This is a genomic window from Bradyrhizobium sp. BRP19 (assembly GCF_020194195.1).
Taxonomy (GTDB): Bacteria; Pseudomonadota; Alphaproteobacteria; order Rhizobiales; family Xanthobacteraceae; genus Bradyrhizobium; species Bradyrhizobium yuanmingense.
Map to the genome: position 1 here is coordinate 1 of NZ_JADYVZ010000008.1, position 25,344 is coordinate 25,344.

Here is a 25,344-nt window from a genome sequence, read left to right on the forward strand (position 1 = left end):
CGGACATACCCGGCGGAGACGCAAGCACGGCGGCGCCAACTGCGATGCCGGCCCCGCCGAGGAGCGAGCGGCGAGTGACCGCCGTGGTCGGCAGGGTCGGCGATGCCAGGTCATATTCAGTCGAAATAGTGGGGTGGTCAGCCATGGAGATCTCCTCCCTCGCAGGCACGCTCTGGGGCCCGCGTTTCAGATTCAAAGCATCCGGGCGCGCCTTGTGCGCACCCGCGTTGGAATGCGAATGCTGAAGGACCGGCGAAAAAGGAAGTCGGTTTTTCGAGTGCAATGCTGCCGATGGCACGACTGCTGTCCGTTCAGTCCCGCGAGGAATTCGGCATTCCCGCCTGCGACGACAGCTATTTAAAGAGTACACGATCTCGTGCGTCCGGAAAAGACGCCTGAATCTTTGGACGACTTCCGCTTAGGGTCACAATGCGAAGAACTCAGGTTGAGCAACTCTGGTCCGCTCTGGCTCAACGAGCGGACTTCCGACCGCCAAGGCGCAACTTCGCAGAAGGGCCATGAACGGACTCATGCGCCGCAGCAAACAACAGCTCTATTCGATCACTTCATCTGCGCGGGCAAGCATCGACGGCAGCAAAGCTAGGCCGAGGGCCTTGGCGGTCCTCAAGTTTACGACGAAGTCGAACTTGGCCGGCTGCTCCACCGGAAGATTAGCGGGTTTTGCTCCACGCAAAATCCTGTCGACGTATTCGGCAGCGCGGCGATACAAATCCGTAAAATTCGGCCCATAAGACATGAGGCCACCCGCTTCGACGTGCTCTCTGGCGTTGTAGATTGTTGGCAGTCGCGCTCCCATTGCTAAAGTCTGGATCCGATCGCGGTGGGTATTCACAAGCGGATCGGCAACTATATACAATGCCCCTGCACCACCTTTTAGCGCCTCGAAGGCAGACGGGATGTCCTCTGCTTGACGAATTGTGAGGATGTCGGTCTCAAGACCAAGCCTCGCCGCCGCCGCTTGCACTTCACTAAGCTCCAGTGCGGACAAGGAATTGCCAATGTTCCCAATAGCTGCCAAACGCCGAAGACTTGGAATGGCCTCGCGCAAAAGTTCTAGGCGCTTGCCGGCAAGATCGGTTGCTACCGTCGAGAGGCCCGTGTCGTTGCCGCCAGGTTTCGCCAAACTCGCAACCAGTTTGTTTGCAACTGGGTCTCCCGCCACCGCGAACACGATCGGAATAACCGATGTTGCCTGCATCGCCGCGATAACGTTTGCGGTCCCCGAGGTTACAATGACATCGACTCTAAGCCGAACGAAATCCGTCGCAAATTTAGCGAAGCGTTCACTGTTTCCTTCGCCCCACGCATATTCAATCGCGACTGTTCGCCCCTCGATCCATCCGAGTTCACTCAGTCGCTTCAAGAATGCAGCAAGCCGTTGGCGCTCGACCGAAGGGGTGCTCTGACCCAAGAACCCGATGGCTGGCAATCGAGGGGATTGCTGCGCGCGGCCCGTTACCGGCCGCACGACCACCAGACCAGCAAGAGCACCAAGCAAATCCCGGCGCCTCATACCTACCTCAACCGCAGACGACGGCATCATATGACTGAGGCCAGCGTTTTGGTAGGGATGAAACCGGCTTCGCCGCGGTCCGATGTCCGAGTTGGGTCAAAAGCTGCCCTGCGCACTTCAAGAGGCCTCTCCGCTCAGCTTTCGAAAGCAGACCATGCGAGGCCAATCCCCGTGGCGCATTTCCGCGCTCAGATCGCGATGCGAACTCGCGGGAAGCAAGGAATGTGGGCACCGTCACTGGACGCTGAATACCGGATGTTGACCCGCGCGACGGTGCTCGCCAAGACAACCAGCCTCCATTCGGAGTGCTGGTGTCAACGCGCAGGCCAAAGCCGCTCGCTCAGGCGGCGCTGACAGTCTCGAGCTCAGCCGCCAGGAACTGTCTCTCAAACGCCTCGGCGGGCATCGGACGGCCGAAGAAATAGCCCTGCCCTTCCTCGCATCCCATGCCGACCAGGAAGTCGGCCGTTGCGCGGTTCTCGATGCCTTCGGCCACGACGGTGAGACCGAGCTGCTTGCTGAGGCCGATGGTCGAACCGACAATGGCAGCGTCGTCGGAGTTCGAGAGAAGACCGAAGACGAACGACCGGTCGATCTTGAGACCGTCGAGCGGAAATTTCTTGAGATAGCTCAGGCTCGCATAACCGGTGCCGAAATCATCGAACAGGATCCGGACGCCGAGCTCCTGAATTCGCTTGAACATTTCAAGCACGCGGCGCTCGTCATGCAGCAGGATGTCTTCGGTGACTTCGATCTCGAGCAGCGACGGCGTCAGCCCGGTCTCTTCGAGCAGCGCTGCAACGGAATGCGCGAGGTCGCCGGACTGAAGCTGCGAGGGTGAGAGGTTGATCGCCACGCGCACGTCGTTGCCGGACAATTCCCAAGCTCGCGCCTGGCGGCAGGCGGTCTCCATCACCCAGTTCGCGATCCGCTCCGACAGCGCAGAGGTGTTGACAACAGGCATGAATTCGGCCGGCGAGACGTTGCCGCGCACCGGATGCCGCCAGCGGATCAGCGCCTCGGCCCCGACCAGGCTGCCGTCGATCAGACGAACTTGCGGCTGGTAGAACAGCTCGAATTCGCTGCGGTCGGCGGCAAGCGCCAGCTCGCCCTCCAGCCTCAAGCGGTTCTCGAGCTCCTGCCGGATCGCGGCTTCGAATACGACGTGGCCGCCGCGCCTGGTCGCCTTGGCTTTCGTCAGCGCGAGATGGCCGTTGCTCAGGAGGTCATCGGCGTTGCTCCCGCCTTCAGGATAGACGGCGACGCCAACGCTGATCTTGACCCGGTGCTGGCGCGTGCCGGTTGCGAGAGGGGCTTCGAACGCGCGCGCGATTCGCTCGGTCACCGCCGCGACCGGCTCGGTGATCTCTGCGCAATCGATCGCGATGGCAAATTCGTCCCCGCTGAGCCGGGCGACGATCGCCTTCCCACCGACTTCGCTCCGCAGCCGCTCGGCGACCGCGCGCAGCACCAGATCGCCGGCGGAGTGCCCTAGCATGTTATTGATCTCTTGGAAGCCGTCGAGCCCGAGCACGAGCAACGCGACGCTCGAAGACCGTCGCTCCGCCGCGGCGATCAGATCGGTCAGGCCCACATGCAGCATGTTCCGGTTGGCCAGCCCCGTCAGCGCGTCATGTTCGGCGAGATATCGAATGCGTTCGGCTTCACGTTTGCGCACGGAGATATCGCGCAGGATGGCACCATATTGAAAGCCGTCCGTTCCCTGCCAGCCCGAAAAGCTCGCCTCGACCGGGAAGGTTTCCCCGCTCTTGCGCCGGCCTTCGAACTCGACGACGACGGCGCCGCCCGGAACCAGAAGCGCCTGGCGCGCGGCGTCGTGCATGGACGGCCTTGCGCCGGCGTGTGCCGGCAAAGCGCACAGCGTTTCGAACGGGCGGCCGATGATCTCGGCCGGCATGTAGCCGAAAATCGCGCTGGCGCCGGGATTCCAGACCGTGATGCGGTGATCCTCGTCGGTGCAGACCAGCCCGTCGCCGAGCGACATCGCGATGCGATGAAAGCGGCTCTCGGCGATGCGTCCGAGCAGGCTGCGGAAGTCGATTTCGTCGAGCGCAATCGCGGTCAGGTAAGCGACGATGGCGATGTGGAACAGCGACGTATCGATGACCAGGGGCCATCTTGCCTGCACAAGGATTGCGGCCAGCTCGACCACCGCCCCGGTTGCGAGGAGGATTGCGACGCGAAGTCCTGGCGCGATACGGCGCCACGAATACAGCATCAGCAGGCAGATCGCGCCCAGTCCGACCACCATGCCGACATCGGATGTCCAGCGCAGGGTCCGGTTCTGAAGGATCGATTCAGCGGCGAGCGCCTGGAGGACTGGCCCCGAGATGATCCTGCCGTTCGGAACGCTGAAACGGTCGCCGAGCTCGAGCGCCGTGGCGCCAATGATGACCTTCTTGCCTTTCAGCTTGTCGAGCGTGGCGCTATCGCCGCGCAGCACGTCGACATAGGAGAAGGCGGGAATGGAGGGTGCGCGAATGCTGAAATCGATCAGAAAGGGCGGTCGCCGATTGGCGTCCTGTCCCGCCAGCACGACGGCCATCGAAGGCATGAAAGCATCGCCGAGCTTCTCGCCGAACGGATAGCGGCGAACCAGCCCGTCGGATTCGATTGCGACATTGACGAGAGCCGGCCACGACTGGTTGCTGAACGACTTCAGCGGCCGGTTGACATGGGCCGGGCCGCCCCTCGGTGTCGGCTGCTTGAAGGATGGCAGGATCGTCGAACCGCCGGCGTCTCGCAATGCCTTGGCGAAGGCCGCGTCGGAGGCGGGATCCGACGGCGTGCTGAAATCGACATCGAAGGCAACCTCCTGCGCGCCTGCCGCTTCCAGCCTTTGCAGCATTTCGGCATGGAGACGCCGCGGCCAGGGCCACACCCCGATCTGGTCGATCGACGGCGCATCGATACCAACCACGACGATGTCGCCGGTGGCCGCACGCGTTTGCCACTTGAATCGAAGATCGGTGAGCGCATTGCGAAGCGCAGCGTGCCAGCCCGTGGACAACACCACCGCGAGCGCGATCACGACAAGAATATGCGGCCGATAGCGTTTCACCCGAGCCTCCCCCCACACCCGCCCCGACGGACGCGTCCACCTAGAGTTCAGCGTCTGCCGTGCCCATTGCTGCCATTTCCATGGCCGTGGCCGTTGTTGCCTCTGCCATTGCCGGTGGCGCCGTTGTCGGCATGGCTGCTGTTACCGTGACCGTTGCTGCCGCCGTTACCGCTATTGTTTGGATTGCCGCCGTTGCCGCTGTTGCCGCCGTTGCCGTTGTTGTTACCCGAATTACCGTTGCCACCGTCCTTTCCGTTGTTTGCTCGCGGGGCATCGCTGGATGCGCCGGCCGTCGTTGCGGCGATCGTGGCGTTCGCGCTGGCGGCACCGCTGCTTGCCGCGCCGTTGGATGCAGCCGGGCTCGTCTTGCCATCGTTCCAGATCGTCTGACTGTCGCCCCTGGCATTCGCGTTACGTGCCTGCCCCGGCGGAACGCCGCCGTGCGCAAGGCCGCGCGTCGCCTTGTGGACGTTCAGCTTGACCTCTCCCAGCGCGGCCGAAATGCGCACGGCTCCTGCCTTGGGGGCATGCCCCCCGGCCGCCTGCCCCGAGGCCTTGGGTGCGCCGGCCGCCTTGCTTCCCTTGTCGATGGGGCCGAGCGCATGGATGGCATGGCCATTGGCCGCATGGCGCGGCGCCGACAGGCCCGACTTCGGCACTGGGACACGCTCGATCGTGGGTGCGCGGGGCTTGCCCTGCTCGATCGGATTGAGCGTCCCCGCACCGCTGAGGCTGAGACCGGGCTTGCCGTGTTCGAACACGGTGGCCGCTTGTCCGGGCATCACTTGCGCAATCTGTCCCGTCTTGAAATCGGAGACTTCGACCTGGCCGCGGAGCACGCCGACCTTGGTGCTACCGGCACCGACCGTGACGCTGAACTGCGTTCCCTTGACCACGGCGGCGAGATAGGGCGTCTCGACCTCGAAATGCTTGACGTTGCGCTTCTCGACCTCGAGCAGGATCGAACCCGCCTGCTGGATGATGGTGGTCGACAGGCCGTCCTTCTTCTCGGCCGGCAGGCCCACCACCGAATTGGGGGAGATCAGGATCGTTTCCTCGCCGCGGACGAGGAGGACGCGCCCGTTGCGACCGGTGCGAATGGTATCGCCAGGTTTCAGCGTTCCTTCTGACGTCAACGACACCTGCTGGGCGCCGCTCGTCGCAAGCCAGACCTCGCCCGAGGATTTGCTGACGGACCACACACCGTCGTCCGCCGCGAATGCGCTGGAGGCCGATCCCAGGATCAGCGCCGCCGCCAGGGCGCGCCGCATTCCAACTCTGCCGAACATGATGATCCTCAGCCCGCGTTTACAGCCAAGCCTGAGGGGTATCCGAAATCACTCAAGATAGGATTATCGGAAAGCGGCCAGCGGAGCGGCCGGATTAACCAATCGTTGACCATAAAAACCTATGAAAAATCATGCGGCTAACGAACCCTTACCGCCCCGTGGCAGATCCTCCGTTGAACTACGGAGACAAAGTCGCCGCGCGCGGTGAGACGCGGCATCTCCTTACCGCATTGGTATCGGCGGCAGTAATTTTGGCGGCGACTCCAGCGGCACTCGCTCAACAGGCGAACCAGCCGGGTTTCGACCCGCGCCAGCCCGAGAAATATTTTGATAACCAGACCGAGCAGGAATCGCTCGGTCGGCCGCCGGTTCGGTTGCCGAGCGTCGGACAGCCCACAACGGGCGGCGATACCAAGCCGCAATTCGTGCTGCGCGGCGTCAGCGTCAGCGGCGCCCATGCGGTTTCCCCTGATCGCATCGCCGCTGTCTACCAGCCTTATCTCGGCCGGAAGGTCTCGCAGGCGGATCTGGCCGCGATCGCAGGCGCCATCAGCGACCTCTACCGCGAAGCCGGCTTTCATCTGAGCCGCGCCATCGTGCCACCACAAGACATCGCCGACGGCCGTGTCCGGATTCAGGTCCTGGAAGGTGCGATCGTGCAGGCCGAGTTGAAGGACGACGGTGCAGAGCGGTTCGGCATAAGGCCGATGCTGGCGCCGGTTCTGACCGAACATCCTTCGCGACTGGCAACGCTCGAACGCCAGCTCTTCCTGATCAATGGCAGGCCGGGCGTCCGGATCACCGACACTGCGCTGGAGGAGATCGGCGGTACGACGGGCCGCTTCCGCCTGACCATCTACTTGAAAACCTGGCACGTCTTCTCCTCGTTCGGCCTCGACAATCTCGGATCCTCGTCGGTCGGTCCCTGGCAAACCTACGCCACCGGCGCGTTCAACTCTTACCTCACGCCCGGCGATGCATTGGCGGTCAACCTGTCGACCATTGCCAACGACCCCCGCCAACTCGGCTTCGCACGGCTGTCGTACGATGCGCCCGTCGGCGTCGACGGTGTCCGCCTGGGTGCTTCCGTGCTGTACAGCGCGGTAAGGCCGGGCGATATGCGCCGGCTCGATAGCGACATCACCACGACCCAGGCGCTCGAGCTGCGTGCCAGCATGGTCCCGTTGCAGTCGCAATCCTCCACGCTCACGCTGACCGCCGCCACGACCTTCAGCAATGTGTCCGAGCATGACCTTTACGGGCCCTGGTACAACGACCACATCAGGACGGCGAGCCTGACCGCCGACTACCGGCTGTTGGATCCTTTTGGCGGCACCAATTTTGCGACTCTGACCTACCGTCAGGGGCTCGACGTTTTTGGCGCCTCACATTTCGAGGACGATCTGTTGTCACGCGACGGAGCCTCCTCGAACTTCTCGGTCCTGAACCTCTGGTTCACGCGCTACCAGACACTCAACGATGTCTGGTCGCTCAAGCTCGCTGCCGCGAGCCAGACGGCGTCGCGCCCGCTGTTCACTTCGCAACAATTCTATCTCGGCGGCGCGGCCTTCGGCCGTGGCTATGGCGCAGCCGAGATCAGCGGCGACAACGGCCTTGCCGGCTCGCTCGAGCTGCGCTTCGACCAGAAGCTCAATTTCCGCTACTGGACCGGCTACCAGCTCTATGCCTTTGGCGACGCTGGTGCAGTCTGGAACCACGGTTATCGCCTGAGCGACGGGCTGTCGCTGACATCGGCCGGAGCCGGTGTGCGCTTCTTCCTGCCGGACGACCTCCAGGCCGATTTCGGCGTCGCCGTCCCCTTAAGCTACCGGGCGCCGGACAACGAGCGTCGCAGCCCACGCTTTCTTTTCACGCTGTCGAGTGCGTTCCGGCTCTGCCCCGAACGCGGCCGGGCGAGCTGTCTCTAGCCGCCCGGTCCTTCGGGCAGGGATGTCGCATCCTGACAGCTTTTCCCCGCGGCCATCCTTCGAGACTCCCGCTTGAGGCGGGCTCCTCAGAATGAGGCCGGAGTGCGCGGCCGGAGTTTCCACGGGCACAGACGCTGATGAGCCTCATCGTGAGGAGACGCTCGACCGCTTCCTGCGTGACAGCGCCAGCAGCGCGCTCACGCCTGCGGATACGAAGAGCCCAATGATCATGAACCCGGGCGACTATTGGCCGGGACGCTTTGCGGCAGATCAAGGCGGCTCCGACACGGCACGCTAAGAAACCACATGCTGTCGGAGAGACACGTGTCGCACTATACCGGAAGTCTTGGTACGAAAAGCCTTGTTCCGAAGGGCCTGCCCGCGGCGAGAGTGCCCGCATTCATGCGGCATCTCTATCGTTCGACCCGCAGGCTGCTGCGCTCGATCGTCGCTCGCATCGATCTCTCGCAATTTCCAGGATCCTGCTGCGGATGAGCGCGGCAGCCGCAAGCGAATGCAGAAAGATTGCCCTATGCTCCGACATGTGAGACGGATTTTCCTGCTGCTTGGCCTCGTCTCTGGCTTCGGCTCGTCGTCCGCTCTCGGTGCTGATGCCGGTCACGGCGCCGAACTCGCCAGGCGCTGGTGCGCGAGCTGCCATGTCGTGGCGAACGGACAGGCTCAGGCGAGCGCCGACGTCCCTTCCTTTGCGTCCGTCGCGCGTAGGCCGGATTTCAGTGCGGAAAGGCTCGCATTCTTCCTGCTCGATCCGCACCCGAAGATGCCGAATTTTCCACTGAGCCGAACCGAAGCCGGCGATATCGCGGCCTACATCGCATCGCTGCGTTAGATGCCTGATCGGCGGCCGAAGGCCGCGCTCGCGCAAACCGAGCGGCGCGCTTTTCCGAAGGTCATACTTCAGCAATAGTCTGAGCTTCATCCCGGATGGTCACGCCGGGCTGCACGAAGGCTGCAAATGCAAATCCCTGCCGGTGGACCGGCAGGGATCAGCAGAAAGGATGACAGACGGCGAATGAGATCATTCGGTGGCCCATCATGGACCTGCACCGGTATCGAAGCGCGGATCTTCACGTCATACAAGATCAATTTGTGGGCACGCTGTACACAGACCGAAAATCAGGACTTGCCCTTGCCGGGTTGCATGAGACTGCCGGTCATCTGACGCATGTGATCTCCGGCGCTGGTGAACTGACTGCGGAGGAAATCGGATTGGATTCGCATCGCCTCCTGGAGGTCGGTGGCATGCACCAGCTTGCGCGCATGCTCGAAGGCCGACTTCATGTTCTGCTCCGTGAAAGCCAACGCCTGCTTCGACACCTCTGTCCCCGCCCCCGGAACGGACGACATCGATTTGGTCGCCGCTTCAAAGAACATGCCGAAGGCCTTTTCGGCCTGGTCGATGGTCTTCTCGGCCAAATCACGCAGTTCGGCCGGAACTTCGATTTTCGGTTCGATCATGGTCTCACTCCTCCCTTTTTCCGTCTGAATACCACATTTGCCTGACCGCCATCCAGCCGCCAGCGCTCCGGCGAACGATGCCGGGGAGCCTGCTCTGGCAGGAAAATGGGCAGGATGGGCGCGCGGCCGGGCTCTAGGATAGGGGGTGCTCGGGAAGAGCTTCGTCGGTGGCGAGATCTTCGACCAGCTTGATCACCTCGAAGCGCTGTCGCGGCGCGAGCTTCAGGAAGGCCCGGAGCAGGCGCAGACTTTCCACGGTGCTGCCTGCAGGCACACCGAGCTTGAGATGCAGCTCAGCCGCGAAATTGAGGTTTTTCATCTCGCACCTATGACAAGCATCGGTCGTGATCCGCTCGAGAACCGAACGCCGCAACAGAACTATGGCGACGAACGTTCGGCCGAAGGGACCCGCCGGGTTGCAGGCTGAACCGCGTCCAAACGACGGCCTCCATCTGGTTGCAACTATGCCAAGCAACAACCCATCCGGCAAGCCCAACCGTGGGTATAGCGATGCTTGGTCTGCATCGCGCCACAGCGTTTTCCGGATAACAGGAATATCGATCGCCGTCACCCACCTGCGTCAAGAAGCGTCATCAATCACGCGCACAGCCCCTCTTGCTGTCAATCAACACGGGGTTTCGTCGTGTTTCCGATGTTAAATGCACGTTAGCGCGCACGAATTGGCGATTCTTCAGCAAGATACACGCATTTGTTGAATCCGTCCCGGCGGTTGCATTAAGCGGGTGAAAGTCGATCTCGCGGCCGGTCCACCGTGAACCGCCGTCCACGCGCGAGCGACCAAGCCGTTGCGGCACGGCCACGCAGACACGGGCGCCATGGCTGAAAACTCTTCGATTTGGGCGCGCCTCAGCACCAAAGGACGACGGCATGCTTTCTCGCTGCGATCTCATCAAGGGCGCCGCAATCGCGCTTCTCACCCTCTCGACACAAGGCGCATGGGCGCAGGAGACCAAGATGAACCTGTTCAAGATCGTCACCGTCAAGGACGAAATCGTCGTCGGACTGTCGGCGCAGGAGCTTCAGGCGCTCGGCGGCAATGATGCGAGCGCCGTTGCACACGCGCTGGCACAGAAGGGCGATCTCACCGTCTGGCAATACAACGTGCATCGTGGCCCCAACGGCGAATTACAGCAGGCACCGACAGCCAAGATCGGGCTGCTGGCCCATGCCTCGCTGCGCGTCGAGCCCTACACCACGCCTTACCAGATCGTCCCTCACCCGTAAGCAATGGGCGGAGCGCCGGCGGCCGAGACCGCCGACGCTCCGCAATCATCCACGTCGGCCCCCGCGCGCCGTTCCCGTCTCCGTCGCGAAACCGTAGATCAGCGCCAGCCGGTCCAGGCATTCGCGAAAACGCCGCGCGAAGTAATCGTTCCAGCGTTGCGTGCGGACGGCACGACGCTGCCCAACCTGATCCATGGTCAGACCCAGCACCAGCACGTCGTGCACCAGCGCGGCGCCGTCGGTGCCGAGCTCTCGTTCGATCCTGTTGAGCCGCAGCACCGCCTGGCGCTGGCTTTCGGTGACGGGCTCACGCGTCCCCGTCCCATCGACATATTCGCGCGTCGTATCCACCGCCTGCGGGCCGCGCTCCGCCCGCTCCCAATCGTTCTGGAAGGCGCGGCCGCCGCGGTACTGCGCCTCGTCGATCTGATGGTGCGCGTGCAGCCGGCCAAGCGGATCGCCGCGGACCGACCGGATCGCCAGGATCTTCTCGCCGGAATCGAGCGCGAGCGGATTGTCGACCTCCACCTCCGCGATCTCGGCGTTGAACGGCACCTCCCGCGACCGCCGGTCGTAGATCTGCGCCAATTTGTAGGACTTGTTGCGTCGGGCATGAGCCACTCGGATCTCCTTGCAAGACTGAGAGTTGAACGGAGGGCGGCACCGTCAGAGCGCCGAGACCAGCTTCAGCACGACCGGGCCTGCGGCACGGGCCGCCGACGCAGCCTCGGAACGGCGCGTCAGACGGCCATGCGGCGCGCAATAGCTCGAGCCCGGCTGGCGCGGGTGGCCGCAGAAGGTGATCTCCTCACCGTCCTTGTCGCCGCCATAGGGATAGCGGCAGTCGGCCGGCTCGAGCTCGACCAATTGGATCAGGCGCGGCTGGATGCCGACACAGCGCAACTTCACCCGCGCCGCAGGCTTCATGGCGGACTTCGGCGGCAGATTGAGGCTCGGCCACGCCACCCGGCGCGGCGAAAGCAGGCTGGGTTCACCCGGCAAGGGCGGCGCGAGCGCCGGGCTCGTCATCCATTGCGGCACGATGAGCCGGAGCCGCTTGGCGCGGCCGACCACCGCGCTGCGCGTATAAGCCGTTCCAAACCTTGCGTTTATCTGTCTTCCGATCTCCGCATAAGACATGCCTTTGTGAAAATAGTCGCGAAGCGCGTCGGAGTGCTCCGACGGCCAATGGCCCGGTTCCATGCTGCTGTCCTGTGATGCGCCTCCACCCGGGAGGCGAGACGCACATTCCGTTATTCCGAATATAGAGTCAAGCCGTATTTCTGATATTCATAATTGCATCAATTCCGAATTTCGGATTACAAGAGGCGAGACGGTGCGCAATCGAGGGAATCACCATGTTGGACGTAGCAATGATCGAGCGGGGCCTGGAGAAGACGGGCAAGAGCAAGGGCGGCCTGGCTGCGGCCATGGGCGTGCGGCCCGGCGCGGTCTCGGAGATTCTCGGCGGCGAGCGCCTGGTGAAGGCCTCGGAGATCATTCCGATCATGGAATATCTCGAGCTCAATCTCGCGCCGATCATGGGGCGCGTCGGAGCCGGCGCCGTGATCGAGCCGGACTACGAACAGGTTCCGCCGGAAGGTCTCGGCGACGTCGCGTTGCCCTTCCCGATCATGGAAGAGACGATCGCATTCGAGATCGTGGGCGATTCGATGCTGCCCAAATACGAAAGCGGCGACGTGATCGTCGTCTACAAGGACCAGCGCCACCCGCTGTCGAGCTTCTACGGCGAAGAGGCAGTGGTCCGCCTCAAGACCGGCGAGCGCTATCTGAAGACCATCGAGCGGGGCAAATCTCCCTCAGTGGTCAACCTCACGAGCTTCAATGCCAAGCCGATCGTCGGCGTCAAGCTTGACTGGGTCGGGGAGATCTGCCTGTCCATGCCCAAGGGACAGCTTGAGCGGCTGCGTGCGAAGTCGGCGCGGCCGCGCAAGAAGGGCAAATGAGAGCCGCCGCTTTTGATTAATAGAAATCACACTTGACATAGTTCCGATTTTCGGAAATAATCTGCCGCGTCCCCGACCATGGGGCGCGGCAGGGTCGTTTCATGCAATACTTCGTCGTGATGATCGATTACGGACGGCGGGGCCGCGAGGCGGTCGTCGATCCCGAAATCACCCGGCGCGAGGTCATTTCCCGCCTCGCCTCGGGTGAGTATCGGAACGTCTCGTTCATCCACGAGATCGTGGAGAACTCGGTCGAAGATGTCACCGCGACCATCCTGGCCGAGGCGGCCCTCCCACGGATCGAGCCCGAGGACGTCGATCTCCAGGCAATCCGCCTCGATCACGTCCGCGATCTGCGCAAGCACGAGAGGACGTGACGCAGGCCTAGAGCATGATCCGGACCTGAAGGGCCGCGTTAGCGCAAAGTGTGCAGCGGTTTTCCGAAACGATCATGATCAATCAACAGCCTAAAGCGCGATGACGTGACGATTCATCCTAATCGCATCGCGCTTTAGAGCTCGCGCCACCGTCCCGTTGGGCATTACACCAGGAGAACGGTCGATCCCGTGGTCTTGCGTGCCGCAAGATCGGCATGCGCCTTGGCGGCGTCCTTCAGCGGGTAGGTCTGGTGCACCTCGATCTTGACCGCGCCGGACTTGACGACGTCGAACAGCTCATTCGCCATCGCCACCAGATTTTCGCGCTTGGCGGCGTAGGTAAACAGCGTCGGACGCGTGACGTAGAGCGAGCCCTTCTGGGCGAGCAGGCCAAGATTAAGCGGCTCCACCGCGCCGGAGGACTGGCCGAACAGCGCGGCGACGCCGAGCGGGGCGAGGCAATCCAGCGATTTCAGGAACGTGTCCTTGCCGACGGAGTCGTAAACCACTGGCACTTTCTTGCCGCCGGTGATCTCGTCGACCCGCTTCACGAAATCTTCCCTTGTATAGATGATGACATGGTCGCAGCCATGCGCCTTGGCGAGCTTCGCCTTCTCGTCGTTGCTGACGGTGCCGATCACGGTCGCGCCGAGATGCTTGGCCCACTGGCTCAAGATCAGGCCGACACCGCCGGCGGCCGCATGCAGCAGGATGGTATCGCCGGCTTTCACCCGATAGGTCTGGCGGATCAGATATTGCGTGGTGAGCCCCTTGAGCATCATCGCCGCCGCCGTCTTGTCGTCGACGCCGTCGGGCAATTTCAACAGCCGGTCGGCGGGGATCAGCCGCGCCTCCGCATACGCCCCGAGCGGCGAGGCGCCATAAGCGACGCGATCGCCCGGCTTCAGATCGCTGACGCCAGGCCCGACCTCTTCAACGACGCCAGCCGCCTCGCTGCCGAGCCCGCTCGGCAGTTGCGCCGGATAGAGGCCGGAACGGTTATAGATGTCGACGAAATTGAGGCCGACCGCGGTGTGGCGGATGCGCGCCTCGCCGGGCCCAGGTTTGCCGACGCTGACCTCCTCCCAGACCAGGACTTCCGGACCGCCGGTTTTGTGAAAGCGAATGGCATGCGTCATGGGCGTGCTCCTTTATCGTTGAAATGAAAGTTCGAACACCGGATCGGCCTGTGAAATAGGCATTTGGTCCGCCCGTTACAGTATAGAAGCCGTAACAAGAATGTCACAGCGAACCACAAACAGCCGCCGTTCCGCCTCCGTTCGAAAGAGTTGATGAGGGCCCCGCGGCGACCCGCAGTAGCCTTGCGCGGGGTTTGATGGTCGCCTGCGAAGGAGAGCCGAGATGCCAGCTTACGTTCAGCATCATCAGGACGTCGAAATCGCGCCAGTGAATTGCCCTACCTGTATGGGGTTCCTGCCGATGTATGTGCGCGAGGTCGAGCCGCATTGGAGCCTAGCCAAGATCGACTTCGTCTATGAATGCGCCGATTGCGGCGCCGAGCTGAGGCAGACGATCCGCAAGCCGGAGCTGCTGCGGCACTGATCGCGCCAACAGCGAAGCGCTTAACTATTTGCGCTTAGCGGAAAAAACGCCGTTCACGCGGGTCAGATGTCTCCCAAACGTGGCTTGTCCTTTGCCTGGAACGCAGGCAGAACAAGCCTCACGCAAGACCTTTGGGAGCGCCCTTTCGTGGCTGATCAGAAGGCCTCGACCTCGATCGAGGCAGTGGAGAGCGGCCTCGCCGCGCAGGGCTACATCGCGAGCCGGCAGATCGCGACTGCCGTCTATTTGTCGCAGCAGATCGAGAAGCCGATCCTGGTCGAGGGCCCCGCGGGCGTCGGCAAGACCGAGCTCGCCAAGGCGATCGCGGCTTGGCGCGGCATGAAGATGATCCGCCTGCAATGCTATGAGGGCCTCGACGAGGCCAAGGCGCTCTACGAGTGGAAATACGCCAAGCAGCTTCTCTACACGCAGATCCTCAAGGACAAGCTCGGCGAGGTTCTCGGCGGCGCGCAGACGCTGCATGCCGCGCTCGACCAGCTCCACGATTTCGGCGACGTGTTCTTCTCCAAGGAATTCGTCGAGCCGCGGCCGCTGCTCCAGGCGCTTGAGCAGCCGGGCGGCTGCGTGCTCCTGATCGACGAGATCGACAAGTCGGACGCCGAATTCGAATCGCTGCTGCTGGAAATCCTGTCCGACTTCCAGGTCACGATCCCCGAGCTCGGAACCGTTTCGGCGATCACGCCGCCGACGGTGATCCTCACCTCCAACAGCGAGCGCGACCTCGGCGATGCCCTGAAGCGACGCTGCCTGCATCTGCATATCAGCTTTCCCGAGCAGCGGCTCGAGGAGCGCATCGTCGAAAGCCGTGTGCCCGGCATCTCGCAGACGCTGCGCCGGCAGATGGTCGGCTTCATCCACGAGATCCGCTCGCTGGATCTGAAGAAGCTGCCCTCGGTCAGCGAGACCATCGACTGGGCGCGTGTGCTGGTACTGCTCCAGGCTTCCGAACTCGATACTGAGATCGTCAAGGACACGCTCAACGTGCTCCTGAAATACGAAGCCGACATCGAAGCCGCGACGCCGCAGGTGACGACCTTCATTGCCAAGGCGGCCCGGTCCAACGTCTTCGGTTGACGCCGATGCGCGAAAATCTCCATCGCTTCTTTCGGGCGGCACGCGGGGCTGGCGTTCACGTCTCGCCGGCCGAAAGCATCGATGCGATGCGCGCCGTCGCGCAGGTCGGCATCTCCGACCGCGCCGTGCTACGCGATGCGCTGCTGCTGACGCTCGCCAAGTCGCAGGACGAGAAGCTCGCGCTCGGCGACTGCTTTGATCTGTTCTTCAGCCAGCCGGAGCCGCGACAGGAGCAGCCTGAGGCTGCCGGCGAAGACGATGCTGCGCAAGGCGAGGATCAGCCGCCCTCCGCCGGCTCGGCGAGCGAGGCGGGCGAAGGTCAGCCTTCCCAGGGCCTGGGTCCCTTGGCGCAGATGCTATTGTCGCAGGATCGCAACGCGATCGCTGCCGCGATTGCCAGCGCCTCCGGCGCGGCCTCCCTGTCCGACATCCGCTACTCCACCCAGCGCGGCATATTCTCCAGCCGCATCCTCGACGCCATGGGCCTCCAGCGCCTGCGCGACGATCTCGACCAACTGACCGCGACCAACCCGTCGCAGGCCGAGCGCCTGCGCGCCGCGCTCGATGCCTTGCGCGAAGCCGTGCGCGATACGGTCTCGCAAGGGCTCGCACTCTATGCCCGCGAGGAGGCCGAAAACCTCCGCAACGAGATCCTGCGCAACGCGCCGCTTGCCCGCATCGAGCGGCGCCAGGTCGCCGAGATGCGTGCCCTCATCCGCCAGATCGCACGCCGGCTGCGCGAGCGCTATTCCAAGCCGCGCAAGCGCCAGCGCCGCGGCCATCTCGACGTTCGCCGAACGCTCCGCCGCAACGCGGCCTGGGGCGGCGTGCCCTTCCTCACGGCATGGAAGCGCAAGCATCGCGACCGGCCGAAGATCGTCGCGCTGTGCGACGTCTCGGGCTCCGTTGCGCAAGTCTCCGACTTCTTCCTGCTGCTGATTCACTCGCTGCACGAGGTGGTCGACGACGTCCGCTCCTTCGCCTTCTCTTCGCACCTGATCGAGGTCAGCGAGATCCTGGAGACGAAGTCGCCGGAGGAGGCGATGTCCGAGATCATGTCCAAGGTCGGTTTCGGCTCGTCGGATTACGGCGCCTCGTTGGTCGATTTCGAGAAGGAGTTCATGAGCGCGCTGACGCCGCAGACCACGGTGATCGTGCTCGGCGATGCCCGCAGCAACAATCTCGACCCACGCGCCGACATTTTGCGCCGGATCTCCGAGCGTTCGAAGCGGTTGGTCTGGCTCAATCCCGAGGGGCGGCTCGCCTGGGGCTTTGGCGATTCCGAGATGCCGCGCTACGCAACCTTTTGCAGCGTCGTGCGCCAATGCGCCACCGCGCAACAGCTCGAACGCGCTGTTTCCGATATTGTGGCGACTTATCAATAAGTAATAACAGCCGCCTCCGTCAGGCGGCGTTCAGCTCGGCCTGATTGCATTCCCGAAAGTGACGCGCGATTTCGTCGAGCGCGCGCTGCTCCCATTCTTCTGCCTGCGCCAGCCAGAACGGCCGGCGCTTCGAATCGAGCGCCGCGCGCTCTCGGCAAAGGAATTCCTGACTGCGAATTTCCACCAGCCTGTTCATGCACTCCACTCCTGCCGTGTGAAGCCATTCCCCGCAGGCCAAGGTAACAGAGTCCTCAATCTCCCGCCTCATCATTTCTGTGCATATCGCGACGCAGAATAGGACAGCGATGCTTGCCGTGCACCGCAGCAGCTCGCACCGCACCATCAAACACGGATCATCAATTAGTGATCGGAGATCAGGAGGATTGTGCGCGAACGATCTTTACCTTTAAGGCGTAACGAAGTGCGGCAATTTGTGAAGAGACGTTCTAAACAGCGCACCGAATTCCCGACTCATTGTCGTCGCATGGTCTTCATGCAGCGCCGCTAACAGGAGCGCGCGAACCGGACGATCGGCTGAGGCACCATGAGCAACGATTTCGACTTTGATCTATCGACCGACCAGTGGGAAGCGCTAAAGGCGCTTCGCACCCCGGTGTCGAACGGTCGCCTCGCGAAGGCCTATCTCGTCGAAAGCCTCGCCAAGCTCGGCCTCGTTGTCATGAATGACGGCGTGCCTGCGATAACATCCACAGGACGCAAGGTGCTGGTGCGCGGCTCATGCCGGCTGCTCGATCTCGTGGCGTGACGAGATCGCCTGCTGCCGCGTAACTGCGCCATCGCCTGAAAAATAACCTTTAGCTCTTCATCGAAATCGGATTTGCTTCTTGCGACAAGATCTGGCGCGCGACGACGCTGCGCCAGACAGGCAAGGGAGCTGATCATGAACGGGCTTGGCGGGCTGAACAAATCCCCCAACGGTGTGGTTATCGGACTTGTGCAGCTGCAGCTGCCTGGCGTGGTGAGCGCGGCCGATCTCGCCAGGCAGACCGAGCGCATCGTCTGGATGGTCGGCAAGGCCCGCCGCAATCTCTCCACCATGGATCTGGTGGTCTTCCCCGAATACTCGCTGCACGGCCTGTCGATGGACACCAATCCGGAGATCATGTGTCGGCTTGACGGACCGGAGGTTGCGGCCTTCAAGCAGGCCTGTGTCGACAACAAGATCTGGGGCTGCTTCTCCATCATGGAGTTCAACCCGCATGGCAATCCCTACAACTCGGGCCTGATCATCGACGATCACGGCGAGATCAAGCTCTACTATCGCAAACTTCATCCCTGGATTCCGGTCGAGCCGTGGGAGCCCGGCGACATCGGCATTCCCGTGATCGAGGGACCGAAGGGCGCGAAGATCGCGCTGATCATCTGCCATGACGGCATGTTCCCGGAGATGGCACGGGAATGCGCCTACAAAGGCGCGGAGATCATGATCCGCACCGCCGGCTACACCGCGCCGATCCGCGAAGCCTGGCGCTTCACCAACCAGGCCAATTCGTTTCAGAATCTGATGATCACCGCAAATGTCTGCATGTGCGGCTCGGACGGCTCGTTCGATTCCATGGGCGAAGGCATGATCGTCAATTTCGACGGCACCGTGCTGGCGCATGGTCCGACCGGCCGTGCCGACGAGATCATCACCGCAGAGGTCCGGCCGGATCTCGTGCGCGAAGCCCGCATCAACTGGGGCGTCGAAAACAACCTCTACCAGCTCTGGCACCGCGGCTATGTCGCGGTGAAGGGCGGCGCGATGGACTGCCCCTACACCTTCATGCAGGACATGGTCGCCGGCACCTTCCGATTGCCGTGGGAAAATCAGGTCAAGGTCACCGACGGCACCTCGTGCGGCTTCCCGGCCCCGACACGGATGTTCGGCAAGACGGCGAAGGCGGCGGAATAACCCGGTTTCTCGGGTGAAACCGCGACAATCTGGCACCGTGGCCTGCGCGCTCGGCAACCCCGTCGGCAATTGCGTCGCAACCGTCGCGGTCGCGGCCTGGGAAGGCGATCTCGACCGGCCAAGGCGGCCAAGGTGCTGGAGGGCGGCGAGGTGGTCGACGTGACGGCGGGATAGAGGTTCGGCGATCAATCGTTCCACTGGAGGAGTGGCGTGCCGTAGGCCCTCCTCCAGACCGACAGAAAGCGCGGAAACCACGAGTGGGCCACGGCACCCTTATAGGCCCAGGTGCGATACTTCAGACCCTGCTCCGAAATCAGCTCCTGATAGCCGCCGTGGAGTTCGGTCGCGGCGCGAATGTCCTTCAGGATTCCTTGCGCGCAGGCCCGATAGGTATCGCCACCCGAGAACTCATCGTAATCCAGCATGCGGTCGGCAAATTCGACGTTGAACGTCGGCCAGGAGGAACGCCCCTGATATGCGGGAGCTGCAATCTTGTGGATCATCTTGGTCCGCGGGTTGTCCGCCGAAACCAGGAAGTGGAACGTGCTCGGAATGCGAAACCGTGGCTCGGCGATGATCAGATCCGTCGTGGCCGCGAACAGCGCGCGCTCGCTCGCCTCGCTCATATCCCAGAAGCCGCGATGCACGCTGACGAAATCCAATGCGACCGACGATGCCGGTGAGCTCGCCGGGCCGTCCAGGGAATGCCTGATGTAGCCGTTCTTGCCGAAGAGGCGGAGCAGATCCCTCTTGTACTGCGCAAGGTCGCGCCCGAGCAGCCGCTTCAGCTCATTCTCGCCGACGATCCCGAGCTGCACGCCCCACACGAAGGTCGTGTAGACGCAGGCATTGGTGACGAAACGCCGGCGCTCGGCGCGGGTATCCGTCGCCGCGGAGCGCGGGCCGCTGGCGTCGCACAGCAAATATCTGGTGCCGTCAGCGTCGAAGGACTCCAGCTCGCTCGCAAGCTTCAGGATCGCGCGCTTCAGGTCTCCGCCATATTCGGCCAACAACAAGCGGCCGGCATGCGCGCATTGCGACATCGCAAGGTAGGACGACGCCCTCTCCTCGGCAGAGATCATCTGCTGCAGACCGGCGAGAATGCCGAGGAGCGTATCCGAGGGTCGCGAAAAATAGTTCACGCCGAGATACCGGCCGCGCCCGGCCGGTACGATGGTCGTGGTGACCACGTCGGCGCGAACGGCCTCCAGCAGCAGGCGCACGCTCTTCTCGAGCAGACGGACCCGTCGCACCGCGTCCCGCGCATCCATGATGGTTTCAGGATCGAGAACGTCGGGATAGAACCAGGCGAAGTCGCGGGGGTAATAGGCGGAGGCGTGCGGTGCGCCGGTGACGAGGAAGGCCTCGGTCACCGAAAAGGCGCTGTCCATGGAGTGCCGATAGAGGTCCTCGATCGCCGACAACGGATGATGCGATTGTCTCAGGAATCGATCACCGAGGAAATTGACCGCCTGAAGGGCGTTGGCGACGAAGGTCGCAGCCATCCCCTGATAGAACCGGTTTTCACGATGTGATGGAAAAGAGATGTCGCTGTTCATGTCCGTCAATCGGCTGATTGTCTCGTGACCCTCGTGATGATGGCCACCATCTTAAACATGACTGATTCGTATCTCTACCCGGTGACTTGCGGGTTCGTGACGCTCGCCTAGGCCTTGCGCGGCCCGAAATTCTCGATCACCCGCAGCAGCACACGCGCGCCGGCGTCGGCATCGGCGAGCGCGACATGCTCGTCCGGGTGATGGCTGATGCCGCCGCGGCAGCGGACGAAGATCATGCCGACATCGGCAATGTCGATCATCGCCATGCCGTCGTGCCCTGCCCCGCTCGGCAGCTCGAACACGGAGAAGCCTTCGGCTTCGATCGCTTGCGCGATCTGCTGCTTGAGCCAGGGCGCGCAGGGCGCGGTGCGGTTCTCGTGGGTAACGTCGAGCTGGAGTGCCAATTGCCTCCGCTTGGCGATCGCCTCGATCTGGCGGACGACATCGGCCACCGCGCGCTTGCGATGCATGTCGGTCGGCGCGCGCATGTCGATGGTGAAGGATACTTCGCCCGGAATGACGTTGGTCGCGCCGGGCCTCGCCTGGATGTAGCCCACGGTGCCGACGAGGCCGCCCTCGTCGGTGCGGCAAAATTGCTCGATCGCATTGATGCATTCGGCCGCGCCGGCGAGCGCGTCACGGCGCAGCGCCATCGGCACAGTGCCGGCGTGACCGGCCATGCCGGTCAGCCGCGCCGCAAGCCGCGTGGCCCCGGCAATCGCGGTGACGACGCCCACGGGCAGGTTCTGCGCTTCCAGCACCGGCCCCTGCTCGATGTGCAATTCGAGATAGGCAAGCAGCTCGCGCCGCGCGCGCGCGGCCGCACCGATGTGGTCGGGATCGAGGCCAAACTGCACGAGCGCCTCGCGCATCGACACGCCGTCGCGGTCGCGCGTATTCAGCACGCTCTCATCGAAGGTGCCGGCCACCGCACGGCTGCCGAGCAAGGTCGAAGCGAACCGCACTCCCTCCTCGTCGGCAAAGCCGATCACCTCGATCGCAAACGGCAGTCGCTTGCCGCGTCGGTTGAGATCGGCGACGCAAGAGATCGCCGTGATCACACCCAGCGGTCCATCCCATTTGCCGGCATCGCGCACGGTGTCGTAATGCGAGCCGAGCATCAGGCAGGGCATGCCCGGCCGGTCGCCTTCGTACCGTCCGCAGACATTGCCGATCCCGTCCAGATTCGCACTCATGCCGGCCTCGCGCATCCACCCCATGATGAGGTCCGCGGCCTTGCGCAGCTCCTTGCTGAGGAAGATGCGGGTGAGCTTCTCGGGGTCTTCCGAGATCGCGCCGAGCTCGTTGATCCGGCGAACGATCTCATTGCCGAGCGATGCATCGTGAACGGTACCAGCGCCCATCTCGGCGAGCTTTCCATCTTCTGAGGACACGGCGGTCCTGACGACAATCGATACAAGTTCGGTGCCAGCGAACATCCTCCGGCGCCGTCCCAGTCAGCGCGTGGTTAGCATGAATGCGCCTTGCCGGCCGACCGTCCGACGCGGCTCATGCACATGCGCGAGCACGTTCTGGCTGCTCAACTCCTCTGCATACAATACTTATATCTTGCCCATAAATTAGCCTGCCACTTTCCTCGCCAGGTTCAGAACACACATTATTCCATCTTTATTTCAAGTACTTACAACGAACTGCTCTCTTCATAGTCTCTGGCACGAAGCTTGCGACATCTGATCCCGGCTCCGCCAAGCCGGCGCAGCCGTGAGATCAAGGCGGGACATCCGCCAAGGGGAGCGAGCAATGGATTCTGGCAGGATTTCACGACGTCATGTGTTGCAGGGCGGCGCGGCCCTCACCCTCGGCGCGGCAGCGGGCCTCCGCCCGGCCTTCGCGGCCGAAACCACCATCGGCTTCATCTATGTCGGCTCGCGCGACGACTACGGCTACAACCAGGCGCACGCGCAGGGCGCGGCGGCGCTGAAGAAGATTCCCGGCCTCAAGGTGGTCGAGGAGGAGAAGGTGCCGGAAACCGACGCGGTCGAGAAGACGATCGAGTCCATGATCAATCTCGACGGCGCCACCCTGCTCTTCCCGACCTCGTTCGGGTACTACAATCCGCACATGATCAAGATGGCCAACAAGTACCCGAAGCTCCGCTTCGAGCATTGCGGCGGCCTCTGGAGCGAGAAGGACCCGAAGAACGCCGGCAGCTATTTCGGCTATATCGACGAAGCTCAATACATCTCCGGCATCGTCGCCGGCCTGACGTCGAAGAGCAGCAAGCTCGGCTTTGTCGCGGCCAAGCCGATCCCTCAAGTGCTGCGCAACATCAACGCCTTCACGCTTGGCGCCAAGTCCGTCAATCCAAAGGCCACCACGCAGGTGATCTTCACCGGCGACTGGTCGATGCCGGTCAAGGAGGCCGAAGCCACCAACAGCCTGATCGATCAGGGCGTGGACGTGCTCACCTGCCACGTCGATGGGCCCAAGACCATGGTCGAGAACGCGGCGCGGCGCGGCGCCTTCGTCTGCGGCTATCACACCAACCAATCGGCGTTGGCACCCAAGGCCTATCTCACCGGCGCGGAGTGGAACTGGGAAGCCCTCTATCCGAAGTTCGTCAAGATGATCGCCTCCGGCGAAGGCATCCCGAATTTCTACCGCGGCGGCCTGAAGGAAGAGATCGTCAAGACCTCGCCCTATGGCGAAGCGGTCTCGGCTGAAGCGCGCAAAGCGGCCGACGAGGCCAAGGCAAAATTCCTGTCGGCAGAAGGCTACGCCATCTTCAAGGGTGGGCTGGTCGACAACAAGGGCAAGACGGTGATCCCCGCCGGTACCAATCGCGGCCAGAAGGATCCTGAACTGGAGAAGATGGACTACCTCGTCGAGGGCGTGCTCGGAGCCACTTCGTGACGACGGAAGCGGCGGATTCCACGGACGCGGTCGGGACAGTCGCCCCGGCCGCCGATCCCGGTTTCCTCCAGCGTCACGGCGGCACGATCGAATATGTCCTGATCCCGGGCGCGGCGCTGGTCGGCGCGCTCGCGGTGTTCGGCATCTTCGTCGCGATGTTCGGCAAGAATCCGCTCGATCTCTATTTCTACATGTATTACGGCGCGTTCGGCACCTGGTTCTCCTGGCAGAACACGCTGACGCGCGCAGCGCCCCTGATCCTCACCGCACTCTGTACCGCGCTGCCGGCACAGCTCGGCATGGTCATCATCGGTGGCGAAGGCGCGCTGCTGATCGGCGCATTGTCGGCAACCAGCGCCGCACTCGCGCTGCAGGGCCTGCCGCCGCTCGTCGTCCAGATCGCCATGGTCTGCGCCGGCGTGATCGGCGGCGGACTGTGGATCATGCTCTCAGGCGGCTTGCGGCAGTATCGCGGCGTCAACGAGACCATCTCGAGCCTGCTGCTCGTCTACATCGCGCTCGCGATCCTCAATCATCTCGTCGAGGGGCTGATGCGCGATCCCGCCAGCCTCAACAAGCCGTCCACCCGCGAGATCGGCGCCGCCAACATGATCGGCTCCATTCCCGGCACCGACGTGCATTGGGGCCTCGTGTTCGGCCTGATCGCGGCGATCGCCTCTTACATCCTGATCTATCAGACTGTGTTCGGCTTCGCCGCACGCGTGGCCGGCGGCAACATCCGTGCTGCGAAGATCGTCGGCCTCGGCGTCGACAAGCTGATCCTGACCGTCTGCTTCCTTGCGGGGGGCGCGGCTGGCCTCGCCGGCATGGTCGAGGTCGCCGCTGTGCAGGGACGCACCAACGCCAACCTCGCCGCCGGCTACGGCTTCACCGGCATTCTCGTCGCCTTTCTGGCGCGACAAAATCCGCTCGCCATCATCCCCGTCGCGATCCTGCTCGGCGGCATCAGCGCCAGCGGCGGCCTGCTGCAACGCCGCTTGGGGCTGCCCGATGCGTCCGTGCTGGTGCTGCAGGGCATCATCTTCGTCTTCGTGCTCGCCAGCGATGCGCTCTACGGCCGCATCGGATTCCTGAAGGGAAAATCCTGAGATGGCAGACGGATCGATCGGCCTCTGGACCGTCCCGCTCGCCGTCCTCGGCGGCGCCATTCGCGTCTCCACCCCCTTCCTGTTCGTGAGCCTGGGCGAATGCATCACCGAGCGCGCGGGCCGCATCAATCTGGGCCTCGAAGGCACGCTGGTGATGGGCGCGATGAGCGCCTATGGCATCTCCTATCTCACCGGCTCCCCGTGGCTCGGCGTGCTTGCCGCCGGCATCACCGGCGCGCTGCTGGGTGCGCTGCATGCCGGCATCTGCTCGCTGCCGCGCGTCAACGACGTTGCCGTGGGCATTGCCTTGATGCTGTTCGGCACTGGCCTTGCGTTCTATCTTGGCAAGCCGCTGATCGAGCCGACAGCGCCGCGGCTGCCCGCCATCGACTTCGGCTGGTGGAGCGACATCCCGCAAGTCCAGGCAGCGCTGCGCATCAACGTGTTGTTCCTGATCGGCGTGGTGCTGGCGCCAATCCTCTATTGGGCCTTCCGCACCACCCGCTGGGGCTTGCTCATCCGCACCGCCGGGGAGAGCGCGGATGCCGCACGCGCGATGGGCCATTCCGTGCTGCTGATCCGCCTGCGCGCCACCATGGCCGGCGGTTTCCTCGCGGGCATCGGCGGCTCGTTTCTGTCCCTGTTCTACCCCGGAAGCTGGAACGAGGGCCTTTCCTCGGGCCAGGGCATCACCGCCGTGGCGCTCGTGATCTTCGCGCGCTGGGATCCCCTGCTCTGCCTGTGGGCCTCGCTCGCCTTCGGCGGCGCGGCGGCGCTGGGTCCGGCGCTGCAATCGGTCGGCGTCACCTCTGGCTATCACCTATTCAACGCCGCGCCCTACATCCTGACGCTGGCGATCATGATCATCACCTGCTCGCCGAAGCGGACGCTGACCGGCGCGCCCGCCGAACTCTCGATCACACGGTAACACGCACGAGGTCGT

26 protein-coding genes and 1 pseudogene are annotated in these 25,344 nt (G+C 63.3%); 14 read left to right on the forward strand and 13 right to left on the reverse strand.

The annotated features are described in order from the left end of the window. The 4 genes from I6F36_RS40005 to I6F36_RS23180 form a co-directional block, all read right to left on the reverse strand. Positions 1–145: twin-arginine translocation signal domain-containing protein (locus I6F36_RS40005; protein WP_225172381.1), on the reverse strand; the 145-nt coding region annotated here is incomplete at its 3' end. 408 nt (positions 146–553) lie between these two features. Next, the gene (locus I6F36_RS23170; RefSeq protein ID WP_225172240.1) at positions 554–1,534 is read right to left on the reverse strand and encodes an ABC transporter substrate-binding protein; all 981 of its coding nucleotides are present in this window, start codon (positions 1,532–1,534) and stop codon (positions 554–556) included. A 340-nt stretch (positions 1,535–1,874) separates the two neighbouring features. Beyond that, complete coding sequence (locus tag I6F36_RS23175) at positions 1,875–4,616, reverse strand: EAL domain-containing protein (protein ID WP_225172241.1); 2,742 nt, start codon at positions 4,614–4,616, stop codon at positions 1,875–1,877. Positions 4,617–4,663: 47 nt separating this feature from the next. Continuing rightward, positions 4,664–5,905, reverse strand: a complete 1,242-nt coding sequence (locus tag I6F36_RS23180; RefSeq protein ID WP_225142906.1) for a FecR domain-containing protein — start codon at positions 5,903–5,905, stop codon at positions 4,664–4,666. A gap of 131 nt (positions 5,906–6,036) precedes the next feature. Here I6F36_RS23180 and I6F36_RS23185 point away from each other — a divergent pair, with 131 nt between their 5' ends. Next, on the forward strand, positions 6,037–7,833 hold the full coding sequence (locus tag I6F36_RS23185) for a ShlB/FhaC/HecB family hemolysin secretion/activation protein (protein WP_225172242.1): 1,797 nt from the start codon (positions 6,037–6,039) through the stop codon (positions 7,831–7,833). Between the two features lie 144 nt (positions 7,834–7,977). On the opposite strand, the gene I6F36_RS40010 is transcribed toward I6F36_RS23185, so the two are convergent. Further along, the gene (locus I6F36_RS40010; protein ID WP_368736791.1) at positions 7,978–8,064 is read right to left on the reverse strand and encodes a hypothetical protein; all 87 of its coding nucleotides are present in this window, start codon (positions 8,062–8,064) and stop codon (positions 7,978–7,980) included. Positions 8,065–8,365: 301 nt separating this feature from the next. Between I6F36_RS40010 and I6F36_RS23190 the strand changes: the two genes are divergently transcribed. After that, a complete protein-coding gene (locus I6F36_RS23190; protein WP_036007678.1) occupies positions 8,366–8,683 on the forward strand; it encodes a cytochrome c in 318 nt (105 codons plus the stop codon). A gap of 287 nt (positions 8,684–8,970) precedes the next feature. Here the strand turns inward: I6F36_RS23190 and I6F36_RS23195 are convergent, their stop codons facing one another. Then, positions 8,971–9,312: a phasin gene (locus tag I6F36_RS23195; RefSeq protein ID WP_036007681.1), complete on the reverse strand. Its 342-nt coding sequence runs from the start codon at positions 9,310–9,312 to the stop codon at positions 8,971–8,973. A 133-nt stretch (positions 9,313–9,445) separates the two neighbouring features. After that, entirely contained in the window at positions 9,446–9,631 is a 186-nt protein-coding gene (locus I6F36_RS23200; protein WP_036007684.1) for a hypothetical protein, read from the reverse strand. Positions 9,632–10,200: 569 nt separating this feature from the next. On the opposite strand from I6F36_RS23200, the gene I6F36_RS23205 reads away from it, so the two are divergent. After that, on the forward strand, positions 10,201–10,557 hold the full coding sequence (locus tag I6F36_RS23205) for a hypothetical protein (RefSeq protein WP_036007687.1): 357 nt from the start codon (positions 10,201–10,203) through the stop codon (positions 10,555–10,557). Between the two features lie 45 nt (positions 10,558–10,602). Here the strand turns inward: I6F36_RS23205 and I6F36_RS23210 are convergent, their stop codons facing one another. After that, entirely contained in the window at positions 10,603–11,178 is a 576-nt protein-coding gene (locus tag I6F36_RS23210; protein ID WP_225172243.1) for a hypothetical protein, read from the reverse strand. A 45-nt stretch (positions 11,179–11,223) separates the two neighbouring features. Beyond that, entirely contained in the window at positions 11,224–11,760 is a 537-nt protein-coding gene (locus tag I6F36_RS23215) for a GcrA family cell cycle regulator (RefSeq protein ID WP_036007691.1), read from the reverse strand. Between the two features lie 155 nt (positions 11,761–11,915). On the opposite strand from I6F36_RS23215, the gene I6F36_RS23220 reads away from it, so the two are divergent. Both I6F36_RS23220 and I6F36_RS23225 read left to right on the forward strand, forming a co-directional pair. After that, on the forward strand, positions 11,916–12,524 hold the full coding sequence (locus I6F36_RS23220) for a S24 family peptidase (RefSeq protein ID WP_036045323.1): 609 nt from the start codon (positions 11,916–11,918) through the stop codon (positions 12,522–12,524). A 101-nt stretch (positions 12,525–12,625) separates the two neighbouring features. After that, positions 12,626–12,901, forward strand: coding sequence for a hypothetical protein (locus I6F36_RS23225; protein ID WP_225172244.1), 276 nt, complete (start codon positions 12,626–12,628; stop codon positions 12,899–12,901). Positions 12,902–13,065: 164 nt separating this feature from the next. Here the strand turns inward: I6F36_RS23225 and I6F36_RS23230 are convergent, their stop codons facing one another. Next, positions 13,066–14,040, reverse strand: a complete 975-nt coding sequence (locus I6F36_RS23230) for a quinone oxidoreductase (RefSeq protein ID WP_036007700.1) — start codon at positions 14,038–14,040, stop codon at positions 13,066–13,068. Between the two features lie 223 nt (positions 14,041–14,263). Here I6F36_RS23230 and I6F36_RS23235 point away from each other — a divergent pair, with 223 nt between their 5' ends. The 3 genes from I6F36_RS23235 (at position 14,264) to I6F36_RS23245 (ending at position 16,944) form a co-directional block, all read left to right on the forward strand. Continuing rightward, a complete protein-coding gene (locus I6F36_RS23235; RefSeq protein ID WP_036007702.1) occupies positions 14,264–14,464 on the forward strand; it encodes a hypothetical protein in 201 nt (66 codons plus the stop codon). 147 nt (positions 14,465–14,611) lie between these two features. Further along, the gene (locus I6F36_RS23240; protein ID WP_225172245.1) at positions 14,612–15,559 is read left to right on the forward strand and encodes a MoxR family ATPase; all 948 of its coding nucleotides are present in this window, start codon (positions 14,612–14,614) and stop codon (positions 15,557–15,559) included. 5 nt (positions 15,560–15,564) lie between these two features. Further along, positions 15,565–16,944, forward strand: coding sequence for a VWA domain-containing protein (locus I6F36_RS23245; protein WP_225172246.1), 1,380 nt, complete (start codon positions 15,565–15,567; stop codon positions 16,942–16,944). A 19-nt stretch (positions 16,945–16,963) separates the two neighbouring features. Here the strand turns inward: I6F36_RS23245 and I6F36_RS23250 are convergent, their stop codons facing one another. Then, entirely contained in the window at positions 16,964–17,140 is a 177-nt protein-coding gene (locus tag I6F36_RS23250) for a hypothetical protein (RefSeq protein ID WP_192893126.1), read from the reverse strand. Positions 17,141–17,488: 348 nt separating this feature from the next. On the opposite strand from I6F36_RS23250, the gene I6F36_RS23255 reads away from it, so the two are divergent. The 3 genes and pseudogenes from I6F36_RS23255 to I6F36_RS39880 all read left to right on the forward strand — a co-directional run. Next, positions 17,489–17,710 carry a hypothetical protein gene (locus tag I6F36_RS23255; RefSeq protein ID WP_225172247.1) on the forward strand — a complete coding sequence of 74 codons (222 nt, stop codon included), beginning with the start codon at positions 17,489–17,491 and terminating at the stop codon, positions 17,708–17,710. Positions 17,711–17,845: 135 nt separating this feature from the next. Further along, positions 17,846–18,859: a formamidase gene (locus I6F36_RS23260; protein WP_225172248.1), complete on the forward strand. Its 1,014-nt coding sequence runs from the start codon at positions 17,846–17,848 to the stop codon at positions 18,857–18,859. A gap of 37 nt (positions 18,860–18,896) precedes the next feature. Beyond that, positions 18,897–19,033, forward strand: a pseudogene (locus I6F36_RS39880) (C4-dicarboxylate transporter DctA); the annotation flags it as partial. A gap of 11 nt (positions 19,034–19,044) precedes the next feature. Here I6F36_RS39880 and I6F36_RS23265 read toward each other — a convergent pair. Then, on the reverse strand, positions 19,045–20,418 hold the full coding sequence (locus I6F36_RS23265; protein WP_225172249.1) for a hypothetical protein: 1,374 nt from the start codon (positions 20,416–20,418) through the stop codon (positions 19,045–19,047). A 107-nt stretch (positions 20,419–20,525) separates the two neighbouring features. Continuing rightward, positions 20,526–21,782, reverse strand: coding sequence for an allantoate amidohydrolase (locus I6F36_RS23270; protein ID WP_225172382.1), 1,257 nt, complete (start codon positions 21,780–21,782; stop codon positions 20,526–20,528). A 397-nt stretch (positions 21,783–22,179) separates the two neighbouring features. Between I6F36_RS23270 and I6F36_RS23275 the strand changes: the two genes are divergently transcribed. The 3 genes from I6F36_RS23275 to I6F36_RS23285 are packed head-to-tail and all read left to right on the forward strand — an operon-like array spanning position 22,180 to position 25,329. Next, positions 22,180–23,292, forward strand: a complete 1,113-nt coding sequence (locus tag I6F36_RS23275; RefSeq protein ID WP_036007715.1) for a BMP family ABC transporter substrate-binding protein — start codon at positions 22,180–22,182, stop codon at positions 23,290–23,292. After that, entirely contained in the window at positions 23,289–24,401 is a 1,113-nt protein-coding gene (locus tag I6F36_RS23280) for an ABC transporter permease (protein WP_225172250.1), read from the forward strand. The genes I6F36_RS23275 and I6F36_RS23280 overlap by 4 nt, the downstream gene beginning before the upstream one ends. Position 24,402: 1 nt before the next feature. Further along, complete coding sequence (locus I6F36_RS23285; protein ID WP_225172251.1) at positions 24,403–25,329, forward strand: ABC transporter permease; 927 nt, start codon at positions 24,403–24,405, stop codon at positions 25,327–25,329. The last annotated feature ends 15 nt before the right edge of the window (positions 25,330–25,344 follow it).